Raw genomic sequence first — 17,256 nt, forward strand, 5'->3', positions numbered from 1 at the left:
GCAACATGGTAAACTATTCTGAATGAACACTTCCGTATGAGATAGAAAACCATTGATATCCCCAACGGCAGTGTATGGTGACGTTTTAGACAAAACTATATCGAAAAGGGGAATAATTGTATGGGACTATTTGATGCGCTATTAGGAAATGCTTCTGCTGTAAACAATGTAGAAGTGAAGAAAGAACTGAACATGATTTTGGCAGATAGCTAAGAAGTGGAAGCGGCATTTAAGCTTGTCCGTGATTTAATTGTATTTACGAAAACGCGATTAATTTTAGTCGATAAGCAAGGCATCACAGGAAAGAAAGTGGAATACCATTCGGTACCTTTTAAAAGTATCTCTCACTTCAGTGTGGAAACTGCAGGTACGTTCGATATGGATGCGGAATTGAAAATCTGGATATCAAGTTCCGAGACTCCACAAATCCAAAAACAATTTAGAAAAGATCAAGCCATTTATGATATTCAAAAAATATTAGCAACCGTTTGTGTTTAATTTTTATTTCAAACAAAGAAGTGGTGCTCTCTGTAATAGAAAGTACCACTTCACTATTATTTCGTGTTTTTTGAGATAGTACTCTCATACGCAACGAGTGTCACACCTAGTTTGTTTTCCAGGTGGTGTAAAGCATGTAATTCCTCCGCGTTTAACTTTGCAATCGAAGCGGCTTTGTTTGTCATACACATAACCTCCCTTCACGATTTGCATATAAGGTGGCTTTATTGAAAAAATCTATACATATAAGAGATGGGGAGGCCACGCTATGTACGATCCAACTGTATTTGAAAATTTAAGAGTGGCATTTGAAAATCAAATTTATGACTTGGACAATCTAGAACAAACAGTCCATATTTTAAATCGTAAAGATCAATTGGATTTAGCTATTATGGCAAGAGAATTTACGATTCGTTTTTCAAAAGTCGGATATCCGTCAGTCATCGTGGATCTCACTTTGAGTTCATCCCTTAAGGAACTTGCGAATGAAATACTCGAAGTTGAAGATGCGGAGCCCGGTTGCACGCTAACTCTTCTCGTTCGCACATTCATTTCTGATGTAGATAGGGAATGTGAGGAAATTGCGAGTATCCTTCGTACAGTTTGGGAAAACGATATTAGTTATACGCAAACACTTAGTTTTCGATATGAACAAACAGAGCCAGGCTTGATGAATCGTGTACGTATTCAATTTAAACCGAAATTGACGGAAGAACATATGTGTGAAATCGATGCATTCCTAGAAAGTGTACTGGACATGATGGTGCGAATTGGGGAAGTCTCATAGCAAAAGAAAAGCGCTTCCTTATACGGAGCGTTTTTTAAATTCTACTGTAGTATTGTTTGTTTAAGAGCCCATATATAATCCATACCATCTTCACTTGGATGACTGGGATCACCAAACTCCGTCACACAACCACATCGATCACATACTGCGGAATAGCCAATTGATAACACACCAACTCCCGGTTCTTCCACGTTTGATACGGTTAGATAGGGGATAAATTTATCATGCGTACAAAGACGACAAATAAGCAGATGGTCTAAAATTGTTATATGGCTTCTAACGCTTTCTAGTTCTTCTACCATCATGCATCCACCTCGATATAGACAATATTTGGTTCGTCATGATGCGACTGTTCTTGAATCAACTGCGTTGTACTACATACTTCACAAGCAAAAGATTGTAATGTTAGGCGAGCAGGTACTTCTTTGGATGTGGGTTCTACATCCATGTACACTTCTCGGTGAATAAACGTTGTGCCACCGCAAAGTGTACACTGAAGCGGCATGCTTAGTACTTCAATTTCATAAATACCACGTCTTCTAACCATTGTTCAACACCTGCCTTATTTTTTAAATCGATTTCCTGTATTTGCGTAAATCCATGCAAAACCGAGTACTATCACGAAAAGTGATAGTCCCACTATGAAATATATATCTTCTCCTAGCAGTTCACTCACTGCGAATAAACCGACACAAAAACTTAAAGTGAACATAATCTTTGCTATAAACTTGAATAATGCACGTTCGTTTAGTTGCATCCTTTTCTCAATAGACATCGTATTATAACCTGTAAGCAGAGCTGCGCCTTTACCATGCCAAAGAGCAATACCGTACACAATAAATGCAAGCAGAATGACAACATCGAGTAGCAGACCGAGCATAAGCATCCCTCGTTTCATTAAATATGGAGTGAACTCTGTAACGAGTTCACTCCATTCTACATGATTCTACAGTTGCTTGACGAGTCTTTACGGCCATTGAAAGTGAGATAGCTGCACATATGAACGCAATGATGACAAGGATACCGCCAACAGCAGGCATATTTGTTACGGTACCTGTCTGACTGTATACGACACCACCGACACCCGAACCAAGCGCGATTCCGACTTGCAGAGCCGAGTTGTTGAAACTCTGGTGAACGTCGGACGTAACAGGATCACTTTGAATAATATAATCTTGTTGTGCAGGTGCCAACGCCCAACTCAATCCACCCCAAACCATCATGAAAATGATGAATAGCGGAATCGAAAACGTAGAGTAGGGAAGGGCGAATAAGCTAATAGCAAACGCGCCAAGAATGATTAAAATACTTTTCTTAGAACCAAGCCGTGTTGCCAACCCTCCACCGAATGCTCCGCCTGCAACTGCAGCCAATCCGAATAGGAAGTAGAAGACACTAATCCAGTAAGGACTTAATTTCATTGTTGTCTCAAGGAACGGAGTGAAGTATGCATACACGGTGTAATGACCGGCTAGCATAAACATCGTTGCCATATGAGCAAAGAATATTTTTTTATTCGCCAATGCTTTAATTTGTACAGAAAGTGGTTGTACATCGCCTGTAGGAATCTTCTCGAAAAACTTGGCAATCAAAATAATCGAAATGATGGTCATGATAGAGATTCCTAGGAATACAGAACGCCATCCAAAAGCATTTGTTATGACGATCCCAATTGGCACACCGAGCACAAGCGATGAACTGATACCCATATAAATATAGCCGAGTGACTTCGCTCGGATCCGAGGTTCAACCATACGCGCCGTAATCGTCAACGACAAAACAATGACGAGTGCTGCGCTTGCTGCAGTTAATATGCGTGCAGCCATCATCAAGCCGAACGTTGGGCTCAAATACGTTAGGATGTTACCTATTAAGAATACAAAAAGCGTAAGTAAATATAATTTCTTTCGCTCCACTTTCGCAGTGAATGATAATAACACAGGTCCCGCCACTGCATACACCAGTGCGAAAATTGTGATTAACTGACCCGCGGTTGCAATCGAGACATGTAAGTCCTCTGCAATCACTGGCAGTATGCCTCCGACTACCAACTCTACCAGTCCTACTGTTATAGCTGAAATAGCCAATAATAATACACGTAAATTCAAACTAACTCCTCCTACCAGTTCTACCACATTTATTACTCCATAGAAAAATCCCGATTACAAAAATGACTTTGTAATCAGGATTTAACGGTTCCTGGTAGAGACCCTCGAACCATATTATCGAGGTTATACATGTTGATTCCGTAAATGAAATTTTCTATTGTTCAATTTATCACGGAAATTATAGAATGGCAAGGAGAAAGAGCCGAAATTAATGTGGTTCCGCCACGACACCTTCGAAGGCAGACTTATAAATCGCAAAAATGTCATCTCTTTTCAATTCCATTGGGCTGCGTGCTAAAATTCTGGTTTGTTTAATAGCGTCATCAGTGAGAGCTTCTAAAGATTCAATAGGAATATTAAATCCTTTAAGTGTAGATGGAATACCTACATCATTAACAAGTTCCTCCAATTTATTTATACATGTATAGGAAGCTTCTTCTTGTGTTTGTCCAACCGTACTACTACCCATGGCTTCCAAGATGTGTTTCAACTGTTCTTCACAGCTTATTCTTATATACCCCATCACATAAGGTAATAATACAGCATTGGAATCTCCATGAGCTATATGAAATTGACCGCCTAAAGGATAGGCAAGCGCGTGGACACCCGCAACACCTGCATTAAAAAATGCTAATCCGGCTAGATAGCTTCCATAGCTCATATCAGAACGGGCTTGTTTATTTTTACCATCTTTTACTGCTGTTCGTATTGCTCCACTAATTAATTGTATAGCTTTAAATGCTAAAGAATCCGTTACGGGATTAGCATTTTTTGATACATAGGCTTCAATGGCATGGGTTAATGCATCAACACCTGTAGCTGCAGTTACTTTCGGAGGCAAAGTGATGGTTAGTTCAGGGTCTACAATAGCAACATCTGCTAATAAAAAGTCATGTGTGACTACATCTTTTGTTGTATTTAGCGATAGTACGGAGATATTGGTAACTTCAGATCCGGTGCCTGAAGTAGTTGGAATAAGTATTTTAGGTAAACCTTTGTCCGTAATAGTTCGATTTCCAGATAGGTTTAGATAGTCTGAGACGTTTCCATCATTCATTGACAAAACAGCAGCGATCTTCGCTAAGTCTAATGCGCTACCGCCTCCTAAACCAATGACCAAATCAAATTCTTGACTTCTTGTGTATGCAACCAACCTCTCTCCGATTTCAAGTGGCGGTTCCGGTTCTACATCTGTGTAAATATCTGTTGTGCAACCCATTTGTTGTAATGGTTTTTCAATAGTGTCAGTTATACCGAGCTTCAGTAAGAAAGGATCAGTCACAATAAGGATTTTTTTAGCTTGTAGTCTTTTAACTTCGTCAGGTAATACCGAGAGGCAACCCCATCCTATATAACTCGTTGGTGCGAATGTCAGTTTATGCATAAGCTTCTACTCCATTCTTATTCATAATAACCTTCCGTTGATTTTCTGAAACTCTTGAATTGTACTGGATCATGGCCGAACCATACATCGGAATTGGTTTCATTGGCTAATCTGCGAATCCTTTCAACAGTAGAATTATAGCCAACAGAATCATAAATGATGCCTGGTGGTTTTACAGGTAGTCCGAAACTTTCTGCTGTATATATTGCATCTGATGCTAAGATGATTCCTCCGGTGTCAGGCATATTAATATGAAGACCTAACATACCCCAAGCATGTCCACCGCCGAAATTCAGGATTTCAATACCTTCAGCTAACTTAACATGATCTTCTCCTCTTTTTATCACACGCCATTGCAAATTATTCTTTATCCACATATCAATGTCTGACCAGATATAAGCCCCTTCAGTTACATTTTTAGCGTAAGTTTGGAGTGTGCCATTGAATTCATCTTCTTGGACAATGATCGTCGCATTTGTAAAGTACTCTAAGCAACCGGCGTGATCTAAATGCAAATGAGATGCCACTACATATTTAATATCTTCTGGTCGTGTATTCAACTCTTCTAAACGATGTAAAAGATAGCACTCTTCTGGCATATTGATAGGGAATGCTTTTTGTGTAGATTCACTCCAGCGTCCTTCAGGGCCCATAGAGTTTGGGTTGCAAGCGGTATCGAATAAGATCTTACCTTCAGGATGATCAATTAATACAGTGTAAACAGGAAATTCAACAAATTCATTCGGTTGATGGGGATGATCAATAGTAGCAGGATTATGCATAGCAATCATAAAGTTCTTATCCATTCGCATAGTTCCGTTATCCATAACGTAAAGTTTTGGCTGTTGATTAATCAAATTCATTACTACCATCTCCTTTTATTGTTTGAATGTATAATGATCTGTTATTGCTTACCAAAGTTTAACAGAATCTATTTCTCTCACGCAAGTAATAGGTTGATTATTCTGAATTCTGGTGAGGTAGATGAAGTTATTATAATTTCTTAAGTACTTTAATAAAAGACTAATCAAGATTCGAAATGTGTTAATAAGATTGAAGTAGGAACAAACAGTTTAATTTGTAAAACACAGCTCAATCCAGTATACTTTTCCCGACAAACAATACGAATTACAATATAGACAAAGGGTGAGTATATATGACATTTGAAGAGATTTTACCACGTTTAAAAGCAGGCGAAAAAGTAATTCGCAGTAATTGGGGTGGAGCAGAATTATACGTCAAGCTAGTAGGAGAGAGCGAGCAAGACGGTAAAAAATTGAATCCATATTTCGTCATTGACGTAACGGGCGAAGGCTATACTATGTTCACTCCGACAGTTTGCGACTTGTTGGCAGAAGATTGGGTCATCGTAGAGTAATATAATGAATCAAAGCTCATGAGCGATCATGAGCTTTTTATTTTGGAGGGATAGTATGAAATTTGAAGAGTATGTAGGAAAGACAGTGCTAGTAACGGGGGCAGCATCAGGTATCGGGCAAGCACAAGCGAATGCATTTCTTAAGAACGGGGCGAATGTAGTTGCGTTTGATATGAATGAAGGCGATATGCAAGCGATGAAACAATCGTATCCAAATCAGTTTAGATATGTCATAGGAAGTGTCAGCTCGAAAGAAGATATCCAACAAGCAGTTAAAGAAGCTATACATACATTTAGCAGCATTGATATTTTATTAAATACGGCAGGTGTACTGGATGGCTTTGCGAAAACGTTGGATACTGATGAAGCGCTATGGGATCGAATTATGGATACGAATGTAAAAGGTACTTATTTCATGACCAATGAAGTCTTGCCACATATGCTCGCTAACGAGTCGGGTGTCATCGTGAATATGGCTTCTATTGCGGGGCTTGTGGCAGGTGGTGGCGGTGCAGCCTATACTGCATCCAAACATGCGATAGTCGGCTATACGAAGCAACTGGATATGGATTATTGTCGTGAGGGGATTCGTGCGAACGCGATTGCGCCGGGCGCGATCCAAACTCCAATGAACAAAGTAGATTTTGCAGGTGATGGGGAAATGGCGAAGTGGGTTGCAGAAGAAACACCAGCTGGACGCTGGGCGCAACCGAATGAAGTCGCAAACCTCACATTATACATAGCCAGTTCCTTAGCTGATTATATCCATGGTGCCGTTATTCCTATCGATGGCGGATGGATAGCGAAATAAAGCTTCTCTAATACAGGAACTTCTGTTATAATACCGTAGCAAGCAAATTCTGTTTGCACTACGACACTTTTGATCGAACGATAAGTTCTTTCTTCCTTTGGTCGTAGTTATTACTGGAATAGCAATTAAGCTATTTCACAAAGGAGAAAATAATATGAGTATGTCTTATGTAAAGGATTCACCAAAAAGTACGGTGAATGAACTGGCAAAAACAGCACTCGTTGCAGCTTTGTATGTAACGGTGACATTTGTATTTGCGGTTATTAGTTTTGGCGCGGTTCAACTGCGTTTGTCGGAAATGTTCAACTATCTCGCGTTGTATAATAAGCGTTATATAGTCGGTGTTACGCTAGGTGTAGCACTTGCTAACTTCATGTCACCTACTTGGCTATTGGATGTGCCGATAGGTTCGATGGCTACATTAGTTGCTTTGCTAATAAGCCGCGCACTAGTGAAGAAAATTAAAAATGATATTGTAAAAATGGTGATTACTGCTATTGTATTTGCAGTATCTATGTGTGCAATTGCATTTCAATTGAACATCTTGCTGGGCTTCCCATTCTGGGCGACTTGGCTAACAGCGGGTATTGGAGAATTATTGTCTATGACAATTGGTGGAATGGTTATATACGCATTGAATAAAAAAATAGATCTAACTAAATAATAAAAAGCACATTCGCAAATAGTGAATGTGCTTTTTTTACTATTTATGCACGTTGCAAGGCGGTAAAAGATATCGCATATATAATCAATCCGCTGATAGGAATAGAAGCAGTTGCAAATAATGGATACCAAATATGATCCAAGAAATAGTTCGGAATAAACATAAACGAGCCGATCATGAAAAAGGAATAAATCAGTAAACCTGAAAAAGCATAACTTACAGCTTTCCGTGTATTCGCAATGGCACGTTCATCTGTTGAATCATATTCAAATGTTATGAAATCTCGTATATCTGTATTCTTATTTTTTCGTAATCGTAAAAAGTAAACTACATTGCCTACTACAAAAAGAAAAAGAACAATCAACATTAATGAACCAGGCCATGAAATAACTTGAACAGAAAACCCTTCTGTATACCCCCTGTTCATGAGAGTAAATTGTTGCTCAACGCGTAAAAAGTCAAACACCATCATAGCCAGAGAAATGAATAATAAAATTCGTAATGTGACTGATAGAAATACATGGTTCATTGCGCATCCTCCTTATAGAAAATCTCTTCAATTGAAAGCATAAATACTTCTGCAATGTTCATAGCTAATAGAAGAGAAGGCGTATAACTTCCTTTTTCTAGTGCCACTATCGTTTGCCGAGTAACTCCAACCCGTTCAGCAAGCTCGCCTTGCGTCAAATCCGCTCGAGCACGCAACTCCCTCACACGATTTTTTATCACGCCACTCATCACCTCATCTAATTGTAGTGTATACTAAACTATACTTTTTGTCTAGTTTGCTTTACAATTTGAGGTTAAAGCGACCAAAAGTATGTATCGATCTAGATAAAATGGAGAACACAGAATGATTGAAGTAATGTATAACAAGAATTAAATAGTTTTTTTCTATTATGAGTACACCATTTAGTTAAGTAGTACAACAGCTGAAGTAATAAGCGGATTTACACTGATTTAAAATGTTAAGTATCATTGGAATTAACGGTGCCATTTTGGTGATTAAACAAACTACTGGAATAATTATGCTATACTATTTACAAAATATGTGTAGGCTCATTGTTCAAGAAACGGCCATTTACTTGAATAAACCTATCAGTAGAAATAAGGATGGAAATGTGGTGCTCAAAATGTTTAGGAAACAAAGTAGTATTGATTTTAATTATTTTTCTGGACAAAGTGTTATTGAGGTGAATACAGAAAAAAACTTACCATTGGGATTGGGATTTAGTAATGGTGGGTTAATAATTGAATGTCCTTGGAGATTACTAGTTGCTAATCAAGTCTTAATTGGGTTTTCAGATTGTACCCAAGCCCCTGATAAATTCACCCATAAGAATCTAGAAAGTATTCTTATGGGTAAAAAGGTTATGAATATCTATCATTTTGAAGAAATATCTGACTTAGTTTTGGAATTTGAAGATAATACTTTTCTTGAATTGTTTCACGATAGTAGTTTTTTTGAAGGGTGGCAGTTAAGAGGAGACAATGGATTCTATTTATTTACATTACCAGGAGGTTCTTACTCAGACTAAGTAAGCAATTTGCTTATTTCAAAAACTGATTTATCTAGGGCATAATTTTATTTCATCTAAAAACTTGATAGTATATAAGGAGAAAAAGCCACCTAATTCATACGCGAATTAGGTGGCTTTTTAGTTATTTCATTTAATTTTGTACCAGTGAACAGAACTGTTTAATACTCTGAGAGACAGAAGTTTTGTCTATGAGGCTTTTACTTCTTTATTTCTTTTCCTCGGATCTTTAATCAAAATAGCTAAAATTAAACCTACAACTGAAATCCAACCAGCAACGAAGAAGGACATATTCACGCCATGTATTTGACCCGCAACCGTACCGTTGTTAATTTCAGTTGTCACCATAACCGTAACGAGTACAGCAGTACCGATTGAGCCTGACATTTGGCGGAACGTATTGTTCATCGCTGTACCATGAGAAATTAAACGATTCGGCAATTCATTCAAACCAAGTGTAGTCGAAGGCATCATCACCATAGAAATACCGAACATGCGGATAGCATTCAATGTAGCCAGATAAGCAAACGTTGTTTCTTCAGTTAAGTTAGCGAAAACGAATGTTGTGATAGTGAGAATAACAAAACCGGTGAGTAGTAACCACTTTGCGCCATATTTATCAAACAATGTACCGGTAACAGGGTTCATGACACCCATGACGATCGCACCTGGCAATAGCATCAAACCAGAATGGAACGCACTAAATCCAAGCATCGTCTGCATAAATAATGGCAAGATAACCGTTGTACCAATCATCGAAGCAAATACGATCATGCCGAGACTAGTTGCCATCGTAAATACGCCATACTTAAAGACCCTAAACTCAAGAATAGGCTCTTTCAAATTCAATTGTCTAAGAATGAACCAGACTAACGAAATAGCACCGACAATGAGTGAGATCAAGACATTTGCGTGTAACCAGCTAGTCGTACCTGCAATACTGAAACCATAGAGAAGACCACCAAAACCAAATGTAGATAGCACAACGGATAAATAGTCCATTTTAGGATCAGTTGTTTTCGTTACGTTTTTAAGTAAGAAATACGCGGCGATAATATTAAAGAGGGCAAATGGTAATACTACGTAGAAAACGCTGCGCCAAGGGAATTGATCCACGAGATAACCAGATAAAGTTGGTCCTATAGCGGGTGCAAATGCAATCACTAGACCGAAATATCCCATCGCTTTACCACGTTGTTCAATTGGAAAGAGTAGAAACAATATAGTTTGCAGAAGTGGCATCATAATACCCGCGCCAGCACCTTGCAAGACACGTCCTATTAATAGCACTGAAAAATTGGGTGAAACTGCAGCCACGAGTGTTCCTAACGCGAATATACTCATCGCAGTAAGAAATAATCGTCGAGTCGTGAATTTCCCGATTAAAAAAGCTGTAATGGGTATCATAATTCCGTTCACAAGCATGAAGATCGATTGTAACCATTGGACCGTACTTTCCCCAATATTGAGATCCTTCATAATAGGCGGTAAGGCAGTAGCTAGAAGGGTTTGGTTGAGAATCGTTATGAAAGCACCCGACAATAAAACAATCAGCAGAGGAAGATTCTTTTTAAAATTAAATGTTTGTGAGTTTACCATGTCTATGCATCACCCCATAATTAGTTGTTGCCACAAAGTAATTCGGCATTCGTTATAAATTTAACATACATGCTATATTAGTTGTTATTATCATAGACCTCAATGATATTGCCTAACTGATTCGCTGAAGATACTGGATGAATAGGCCTAGTGTTTAAAAAGATGCTAAAAGGATATGCTACGCATTAAGGAAATTTTAAGGAGCGAATACGTTATGAAAAAAGCCGTATTTCTGGATCGGGATGGTGTCATTAATGAAGTGCTTACTAGCCGTGTGAAGTTTGTCAACGAGCCAAATCAACTCTATTTTTTACCTGGTGTACCAGAGGCGATTAAGCGGTTGAATGAAGTGTTCGATTACATTTTCGTTGTGACCAACCAAGGTGGTGTAGGACTTGGTTACATGAAAGAATCTAAGTTACAAGCTATTCATACTCATATGCAATCGGAATTGGCTAAAGAAGACGCTCACATTCAGGAAGTCGCGTACTGTCCGCATAAACCTAAATCAGGTTGTGATTGCCGTAAGCCTAACAGTAAGTTGATCGTTGATTTGGCAGAGAAATACCAAGTGGACTTGTCATCATCTTACATGGTAGGGGATACTGATACAGATATTATGGCTGGTAAGCATGCAGGTACAAAAACCGTTTTTCTTGGCACTGCTGATCCGTTAGCTGACGCCGTGTTTCCAAATTTGCTCCAAGCTACGCCGTGGATTATCGATAATATAGAAAGATGAAAAGAGTTGGAGCAATATTTCAACTCTTTTTTATGTATGTAGAAGTGGTGTACTCGTTAAAATAATGGGATCGAAATTTATTCAGACCATTGGCTCAGCATTTAATACAATACCCTAAAATCATCTGAACTACCCTTTGAATTAAAAATATACTAGATTTTCAATAGTACGTTATGGAAGAAATATAGTGATAAAGTTTTATATTATGTTATAATTGATAAAATGAATTGAATTAATGATACTATGGACCCTTTTTATTTGGTGAAATTCGTTGGCTTTCGTTGAAAATCACCCTTACTAAGCAACAATAAATGAAAATGTAATAGTTGAGGGAGAGAAGACTTATGAAAAAGTTAGTGAATTTTATGTTGATTAGTGCATTTATATTAGTGATTCCTGTAGGATTATGGTTATTAAAGAGTGCTCAACCTCTGAAAATAGCCATTATAGATAAGTCTGCAGTCGAAGATTCCTATTCAGAACATTTAGGAATTAATTGGACCTTAAATTATATGAAAGTGCAAACCACACATAATAAACCTTTTGACCCTGCACGTGATTATTATGGGGGATTCACGAATGTTGAAGGCAAAGGTATTTCCGAATTACGTCCATTGCCAGAAGACTATTTAAAAACGGATATTATTTATTTAGCCAATACAGCCAATACTGACGAAATTGAACAGAATGATATGGATCCTTTGCTTGCTGTATATGAAAAAACACATGGTGGTCTTAGTGAAGTAGAATGGCAGCGTATGTTAAAGCGTCTCAATACAAAACAGCCATCGATGTTTATAGCAGAGTTTGATTCCTTTTCTGCACCTACTAGTGAAAAAGTACGGACGCGTGTAGCTGATCGTTTAGGTATGACGTTCTCTGGTTGGAAAGGTATTTATGTAGATGAACTAGATCCAGAAAAAAACGAAGAAGTACAGAAAGTTTTTTCAGAGCCACAAACTACATGGAATTCTAGCGGCCCTGGATTTCTACTAGTAAATGATAGTACAGGAGAGGTACTTGGATTACAGCAAGATCAAGAGGTTTCTGGTGAAGGGATTCATATACAATTTACCGATCTAGCTCAAGAACGTTTGAATGTTTCGGGTTCACATCCATTTCACTCATGGTTCGATATCGTAACAGCTGAAAAAGGGGAAACACTAGCTACATATGAGTGGGATCTTACAACTAAAGGTACAAAAAAATTAGTGGAGAAAGGTATTCCAACTAAATTCGATGCTGTAATTCGTAATACATCGGGTGTTTCAGAAAGCTTCTATTTGGCAGGGAAATTCAATAATATGACTGACGTTCCTAGCATATATCAAGTAAAAGGTATAGCGAACGTCTATAAAACACTTCAGAGATCAACAGATAAGACTTTTTTCTGGGCTGCTTATGTTCCTATGATGCAGGGCGTGTTGGCAAAATTTGGACAAGTAGAAGAGGAAGTTTCAGAAGAGCCAAAAAGAGATGGAATCCAGATGAATTCTCGAATGAATGGAAAATATCTAGAGGTTCTACAAGATGGTAAGTGGACACCAATGATTGTTAAAGGTGTCAATATTGGAATGGGGAAGCCGGGAGCATTTCCTGGTGAAGCTGCTATTACAGAAGAAGAATACTATAGGTGGTTTGAAGCTATCGGTGAGATGAATGCGAATACGATTCGTGTGTATACACTCCATCCTCCAGGTTTTTATCATGCACTAAAGTCGTATAATGACATCCATGATGAACCTATTTATGTCATGCATGGTGTCTGGATTAATGAAGAGAATCTTGAAGAATCTCTAAATGCATTTGAAAAAGAGAATTTGGAAGATTTTCAAAAGGAAATGATTCAACTAGTAGATGTTATTCACGGGAACGCTGATGTGAAGCCACGTCCTGGCCATGCCTCGGGTGTTTATGATTCAGACATTTCACAGTGGGTGACGGCTTGGATGATCGGTATCGAATGGTATCCGTTTATGGTGGAAAACACGAATAAGATTCATCCCAATCTAGGGGAATATCAAGGGACCTATTTTGAAACTAAAGGTGCCGCGGCATTTGAATACTGGTTAGCTGAACAAATGGATGTTTTAGTCTCTCATGAAGTGAAAAGCTATCAACAAATCCGCCCAATGAGCTTCGTCAACTGGGTCACTACGGATCTGCTCACACACCCCTCCGATTCATCGGGCAAGGAAGATATAGTGTCAGTTAATCCGAACTTAATCTATACAAAGAACGAAATGAACAAGCCGGGACAATTTGCATCGTATCACGTGTATCCATACTATCCCGACTTCTTGAATTATGAGAAGAAGTATCGTGAGTTTATAGATTTCAGAGGACAGAAAAATAACTATGCAGGTTATCTGAAAGATTTACATGAAGCACATCGTATACCTATTCTGATATCTGAATTTGGTATTCCAGCTTCACGTGGAAAAGCGCATAATAATCCATTTGGCTGGAACCAAGGCTTTATATCCGAGGAACAGCAAGGAGAAATCTTGACTCACTTATATGAAGATATTTTACATGAGAACATGATGGGGGCCTTGGTATTCTCTTGGCAAGATGAGTGGTTCAAACGAACATGGAACACTGCAGAATATGATAATCCTGATCGACGTCCATACTGGTCCAACACACAAACAAATGAACAGAGATTTGGTCTAGTCAGTTTTGAACCTCTGAAAATCAAAGTAGCAGGTTACGAAGAGGATTGGACCGGTGAACCGTTATATGAAAGCCAAAAAGGACCATTGGAAAAGATGTACATCGACCATGATGAGACATTCTTATATATACGAATGGATTATAAGGAGTCTGAAGTAAGTGAAATGGACGCTCTTAATATCGTTTTCGATACTGTACCGAATCGTGGAAACAGTAGAGCTAGTCGAATAAATGATATACAATTTACAAATGGCTTAGAATTTATTGCGAAAATCAATGGTGGAAAATCTCGTATGTTGATTGATCCGCATTATGATTTATTCCATCATGACTATGGGGAAGATGTTGGATACGTGCCCGACCAAACAATGAAAGACCGAACTGATCAGTTTATTCCAATGCACTATGCGCTCAATGGGGAATACTATGTGGAAAACGAAAAACGTACGATTCCATTCAGCTCCTATGAAACGGGTAAATTGCGAGAAGGCAATGGAGATCCAGAATCCAAAACGTATGATTCACTTGCTGATTACCATATAAAAGACGGCATGCTGGAGTTGAGAATTCCTTGGATGCTGCTACAAGCACAAGATCCAAGCAGAAAAGAATTCACTGAGAATTTATTGGAAGATGGAAGACGAACAAGTACGATCGTAGATGAAATTTTCATCGGAGCCGTTCTAACTTCTGCTGACGGAGAAGTACTTGATTCATTCCCTCGAGTAGATCGTATGAAAGTAGATGCCTTAAAGAGTTACACATGGGATAACTGGCAAGTACCGATGTATGAGGAGCGATTGAAGAAGTCCTACTATTACTTACAAGACGCATTTAAAGTGAAATGATTCAGGATAAAGAAGAAACAGAAGCCTTTCGTCGCTTCTGTTTTTCTTTGTGTTTTATTGATGTGTAGCCGCTTATTTTCATTGTAAATAGAAGTAAAAACCAGAATGAATTTGTGATATAGTAATCAATGAACTAAATTGAAGAAGATTTTTCAGATGGGGGAAGTAAATGAAAGATCTATTATTACCGAACAAGAGATTTCGTCCTGAAATAGAAGGGATACGAACAATTGCTACGTTATTAATCGTGATTTACCATATATGGTTAGGAAGGGTTTCGGGAGGAATTGATGTATTCTTTATCATTTCCGGTTATTTGATGACACTTTCTATATTATCGCGGATAGAACGCACAGGTTCAGTGAATTTCATCGATTATTTTCTGAATTTAACAAGGAGATTATTTCCGCAAGCAATCGTCGTCGTGATTTTTACTGGAATTATGGCAGTGATATTTCTTCCTCAGTTTGAATGGGGAGAAATCATTTCGCATATGATGGCCTCTACGTTTTATTTTGAAAATTGGCGACTGGCGTTTGATTCTGTTGATTATTTAGCGAAAGATAATTTGGCTAGTCCATTTCAACATTTTTGGTCTTTAAGTGTTCAAGGACAATTCTATCTTCTATGGCCTATCATACTATCTAGTACATATTATATCGCACGTAAAGTTTTGAAGACGCCTGTTTATAAAACACTACTAGGATCACTTATTATCGTATGTTCTTTGTCGATGATCTTCTCAATCTATCAAACAAACGTTAATCAGCCTTTTGCGTACTTCAATACATTCACAAGAATGTGGGAGTTCAGTATCGGCGGTATTTTTGCGTTACTCTCTCCGTACTTAGTATTCAATAAAAGACTTAGTGTGGTACTAGGATGGTTCGGTCTACTAATCATCTGTTTAACAGGAGTCATACTACCAGTTTCTACAGTTTTCCCTGGTTACTTGGCGTTACTACCTATTAGTGGCGCATTACTTATTTTAATTGCTTCTGAAAGCATTACCGTATATGGAGTCAACCGATTTTTGGCGACAAAACCGCTGATTTATTTAGGTAGTCTTTCATATGGTGTGTATTTATGGCATTGGCCATTGTTGATTTTCTATCGGTCCTACATGGAAGTGGAAACCGTTCCGATCGTAGACGGCATTCTGCTCGTCATTATAACGTTTGGTTTATCTATGATTTCTACTAAGTTATTGGAGAAGCCTGTTCAGAAAATAGGTAGAAACCAGCAGAAAGGGAAACTGGTCTTCGTGCTGACTATGATGTTAGTGCTTGCTTGTAGCTCGATATTTTCTATTTCGGCTTATATCGAGAAAGCAACAGCCAGCTCGGACGTAGTAGAAATTAAAGATTATCCAGGTGCGGAGGTGAATTTTTATCAATTAAAAAATATACCTGAAGTTGAACCCATTCCTTCACCAGTGGAAATCAAAACAGATCTACCGTCATTTTATAAAGATTTAGAATGCCAGTCAGCCAATCTTATAGAGGTTAGAAAATGTTCTTATGGCGTTTTAAGAGACTATGATTTCACTGTGGCACTTGTAGGCGGATCACACTCTGGACACTGGTTCCCCGCATTGATTGAGCTATCAAAAGAAATGAATTTTAAAATCGATTTATATAGCCATGACGGATGTCGGTTTACAGACGAAGATAGTAAAGGAAACTTAACAGAAGCATGTATTCCGTGGAATAAGAATTTAATAGATATGCTAATTAAAGATCCACCTGACCTTGTTTTTACGACGTCTACAGTGAATAAACGTCCAAAAGTACCGAGAGGGTTCATTAATCAGTGGAAGAGACTTGAAGGAATCACTACCGTTTTTGCTATTCGTGATAATCCACGTATGAAGACTATTATCCCTGTCTGTCTAGAACAAGCTGATGATCCTTTGGAGTGTTCTGTACCACGGGATGAAGCTATTGCGAAAGAAGATCCGTGGAAAGTGACAGAGGGAATTCCTTCGAATGTATTCTTCGCAGACCTTACAGATTCATTTTGCGATGAAACAACTTGTTCACCTGTAATCGGCAATATTATCGTCTATCGTGATGATAACCACATTACTGCAGAATATGCTAAAACTCTTGCCCCTGCATTGAAAGAGCCTTTGCAGCAAGCATTCGACAGTCTGGATACAACTGATCTACGTAAATAATGGATTGTTGATTTAAATTCTGCATAATTCAAAGGAAGTAGGAA

The 17,256-nt window shown here is 38.3% G+C and carries 18 protein-coding genes, 1 pseudogene and 1 riboswitch; of the genes and pseudogenes, 9 read left to right on the plus strand and 10 right to left on the minus strand.

Going from position 1 to position 17,256, the window contains the following annotated elements; genetic code table 11:
- The first annotated feature begins 120 nt into the window (after positions 1-120).
- A pseudogene (locus CSV69_RS00690) lies at positions 121-498 on the plus strand (PH domain-containing protein).
- Positions 499-554: 56 nt separating this feature from the next.
- On the opposite strand, the gene CSV69_RS17220 reads toward CSV69_RS00690, so the two are convergent.
- Positions 555-683, minus strand: a complete 129-nt coding sequence (locus CSV69_RS17220) for a hypothetical protein (protein WP_255396833.1) — start codon at positions 681-683, stop codon at positions 555-557.
- An 83-nt stretch (positions 684-766) separates the two neighbouring features.
- On the opposite strand from CSV69_RS17220, the gene CSV69_RS00695 reads away from it, so the two are divergent.
- A complete protein-coding gene (locus CSV69_RS00695) occupies positions 767-1,285 on the plus strand; it encodes a hypothetical protein (RefSeq protein WP_099692511.1) in 519 nt (172 codons plus the stop codon).
- A gap of 41 nt (positions 1,286-1,326) precedes the next feature.
- Here the strand turns inward: CSV69_RS00695 and CSV69_RS00700 are convergent, their stop codons facing one another.
- The 6 genes from CSV69_RS00700 to ahlS form a co-directional block, all read right to left on the minus strand.
- On the minus strand, positions 1,327-1,587 hold the full coding sequence (locus CSV69_RS00700) for a hypothetical protein (RefSeq protein WP_099692512.1): 261 nt from the start codon (positions 1,585-1,587) through the stop codon (positions 1,327-1,329).
- Positions 1,587-1,832: a hypothetical protein gene (locus CSV69_RS00705; RefSeq protein ID WP_085426653.1), complete on the minus strand. Its 246-nt coding sequence runs from the start codon at positions 1,830-1,832 to the stop codon at positions 1,587-1,589. Before CSV69_RS00705 ends, CSV69_RS00700 begins: the two co-directional genes overlap by 1 nt.
- A gap of 15 nt (positions 1,833-1,847) precedes the next feature.
- Entirely contained in the window at positions 1,848-2,183 is a 336-nt protein-coding gene (locus CSV69_RS00710) for a DUF3784 domain-containing protein (protein WP_099692513.1), read from the minus strand.
- Positions 2,184-2,211: 28 nt separating this feature from the next.
- The gene (locus CSV69_RS00715; RefSeq protein ID WP_099692514.1) at positions 2,212-3,393 is read right to left on the minus strand and encodes an MFS transporter; all 1,182 of its coding nucleotides are present in this window, start codon (positions 3,391-3,393) and stop codon (positions 2,212-2,214) included.
- 51 nt (positions 3,394-3,444) lie between these two features.
- Positions 3,445-3,544, minus strand: a riboswitch (purine riboswitch).
- Between the two features lie 57 nt (positions 3,545-3,601).
- A complete protein-coding gene (locus CSV69_RS00720) occupies positions 3,602-4,777 on the minus strand; it encodes an iron-containing alcohol dehydrogenase (RefSeq protein WP_099692515.1) in 1,176 nt (391 codons plus the stop codon).
- 17 nt (positions 4,778-4,794) lie between these two features.
- Positions 4,795-5,640 carry an AhlS family quorum-quenching N-acyl homoserine lactonase gene (gene ahlS / locus CSV69_RS00725; protein WP_099692516.1) on the minus strand — a complete coding sequence of 282 codons (846 nt, stop codon included), beginning with the start codon at positions 5,638-5,640 and terminating at the stop codon, positions 4,795-4,797.
- Between the two features lie 293 nt (positions 5,641-5,933).
- On the opposite strand from ahlS, the gene CSV69_RS00730 reads away from it, so the two are divergent.
- From CSV69_RS00730 to CSV69_RS00740, 3 genes are all read left to right on the plus strand, one after another.
- On the plus strand, positions 5,934-6,155 hold the full coding sequence (locus tag CSV69_RS00730; RefSeq protein ID WP_029052786.1) for a DUF2829 domain-containing protein: 222 nt from the start codon (positions 5,934-5,936) through the stop codon (positions 6,153-6,155).
- 55 nt (positions 6,156-6,210) lie between these two features.
- Entirely contained in the window at positions 6,211-6,966 is a 756-nt protein-coding gene (locus CSV69_RS00735; protein WP_099692517.1) for a 3-oxoacyl-ACP reductase, read from the plus strand.
- Between the two features lie 154 nt (positions 6,967-7,120).
- Positions 7,121-7,630 (plus strand): QueT transporter family protein, encoded by a 510-nt coding sequence (locus CSV69_RS00740; RefSeq protein WP_085426646.1) that lies wholly within the window; start codon positions 7,121-7,123, stop codon positions 7,628-7,630.
- 43 nt (positions 7,631-7,673) lie between these two features.
- On the opposite strand, the gene CSV69_RS00745 is transcribed toward CSV69_RS00740, so the two are convergent.
- Entirely contained in the window at positions 7,674-8,159 is a 486-nt protein-coding gene (locus CSV69_RS00745) for a hypothetical protein (RefSeq protein WP_085426645.1), read from the minus strand.
- Positions 8,156-8,368 carry a helix-turn-helix transcriptional regulator gene (locus CSV69_RS00750; RefSeq protein ID WP_085426644.1) on the minus strand — a complete coding sequence of 71 codons (213 nt, stop codon included), beginning with the start codon at positions 8,366-8,368 and terminating at the stop codon, positions 8,156-8,158. The genes CSV69_RS00745 and CSV69_RS00750 overlap by 4 nt, the downstream gene beginning before the upstream one ends.
- Positions 8,369-8,595: 227 nt before the next feature.
- Between CSV69_RS00750 and CSV69_RS17080 the strand changes: the two genes are divergently transcribed.
- Positions 8,596-9,168, plus strand: a complete 573-nt coding sequence (locus tag CSV69_RS17080) for a hypothetical protein (protein WP_232319576.1) — start codon at positions 8,596-8,598, stop codon at positions 9,166-9,168.
- Positions 9,169-9,357: 189 nt separating this feature from the next.
- On the opposite strand, the gene CSV69_RS00760 is transcribed toward CSV69_RS17080, so the two are convergent.
- A complete protein-coding gene (locus CSV69_RS00760) occupies positions 9,358-10,767 on the minus strand; it encodes an MDR family MFS transporter (RefSeq protein WP_099692518.1) in 1,410 nt (469 codons plus the stop codon).
- 214 nt (positions 10,768-10,981) lie between these two features.
- Between CSV69_RS00760 and CSV69_RS00765 the strand changes: the two genes are divergently transcribed.
- The 3 genes from CSV69_RS00765 to CSV69_RS00775 all read left to right on the plus strand — a co-directional run bounded on the left by CSV69_RS00765 (position 10,982) and on the right by CSV69_RS00775 (position 17,212).
- Entirely contained in the window at positions 10,982-11,509 is a 528-nt protein-coding gene (locus CSV69_RS00765) for a D-glycero-alpha-D-manno-heptose-1,7-bisphosphate 7-phosphatase (RefSeq protein WP_085426642.1), read from the plus strand.
- Between the two features lie 344 nt (positions 11,510-11,853).
- Positions 11,854-15,033 carry a hypothetical protein gene (locus CSV69_RS00770; RefSeq protein ID WP_099692519.1) on the plus strand — a complete coding sequence of 1,060 codons (3,180 nt, stop codon included), beginning with the start codon at positions 11,854-11,856 and terminating at the stop codon, positions 15,031-15,033.
- 169 nt (positions 15,034-15,202) lie between these two features.
- Positions 15,203-17,212, plus strand: a complete 2,010-nt coding sequence (locus CSV69_RS00775; protein ID WP_099692520.1) for an acyltransferase family protein — start codon at positions 15,203-15,205, stop codon at positions 17,210-17,212.
- The last annotated feature ends 44 nt before the right edge of the window (positions 17,213-17,256 follow it).

The sequence above is a fragment of the Sporosarcina sp. P26b genome (assembly GCF_002743245.1).
GTDB lineage: Bacteria > Bacillota > Bacilli > Bacillales_A > Planococcaceae > Sporosarcina > Sporosarcina ureae_C.